The 739-nt window shown below is 68.1% G+C and carries 1 protein-coding gene; it reads left to right on the forward strand.

The genetic code is table 11. The annotated features are described in order from the left end of the window. A partial coding sequence (locus A5701_RS07720; RefSeq protein ID WP_156669977.1) for an ATP-binding protein occupies positions 1–711 on the forward strand: 711 nt, incomplete at its 5' end. Positions 712–739 lie beyond the last annotated feature (28 nt).

The following is a 739-nucleotide window of genomic DNA, read 5'->3' on the forward strand; positions in this document are numbered from 1 at the left end:
GCCGGGCACCCGCCGCCCATCCTGGTCCACGCGGACGGCACCACCCAGATGCTCGACGACGGTCACACGATCGCATTGGGAGTGCGGCCCAACTGGTCCCGCCCCGAGGCCCGGGTGACCGTGCCGGCGCGTGCCACCCTGCTGCTCTATACCGACGGCTTGGTCGAACGTCGCCGTACGGCGTTGGGGCAGGGCATCTCCCGGGCGGCCGAGTTCGTGCAGGACGGCCGCGGGTCGACGCTCGACGAATTGGCGAACCACATCATGTCCGGTCTGGCCCCCGGCGGCGGCTATCAGGACGACGTAGTCGTTCTGCTTTATCGTCATCCCGCTCCGCTGGAGCTGACGTTCCCGGCTGACGTCAGTCACTTGGCGCCCGCACGAACCGCGTTGCGCACCTGGCTGACCCGCACCCGACTGGACCCGGAACAGGCGATGAACGTGCTGGTCGCCGCCGGGGAGGCCGTCGCCAACGCCATCGAGCACGGTCACCGGGACCAGCCGGAAGGCACCATCAGCCTGGGCGCGACCGCACTGGTCGACCGGGTGCAGTTGACCATCACCGACACCGGCTCGTGGAAACCGCCGCAACCGGCTAGTTATCCCCACCGGGGACGGGGTATTGCCCTCATGCGGGGGCTCATGAATGACGTCACCATCAATCCTGATGCCGCCGGAACCACGGTTCACCTATCCGCGAGGATCACATGATGCCCACGTCGCTCTCCCTCGACACCGC

Origin of the sequence: Mycobacterium sp. E3305 (assembly GCF_001666785.1) — a bacterium.
GTDB lineage: Bacteria > Actinomycetota > Actinomycetes > Mycobacteriales > Mycobacteriaceae > Mycobacterium.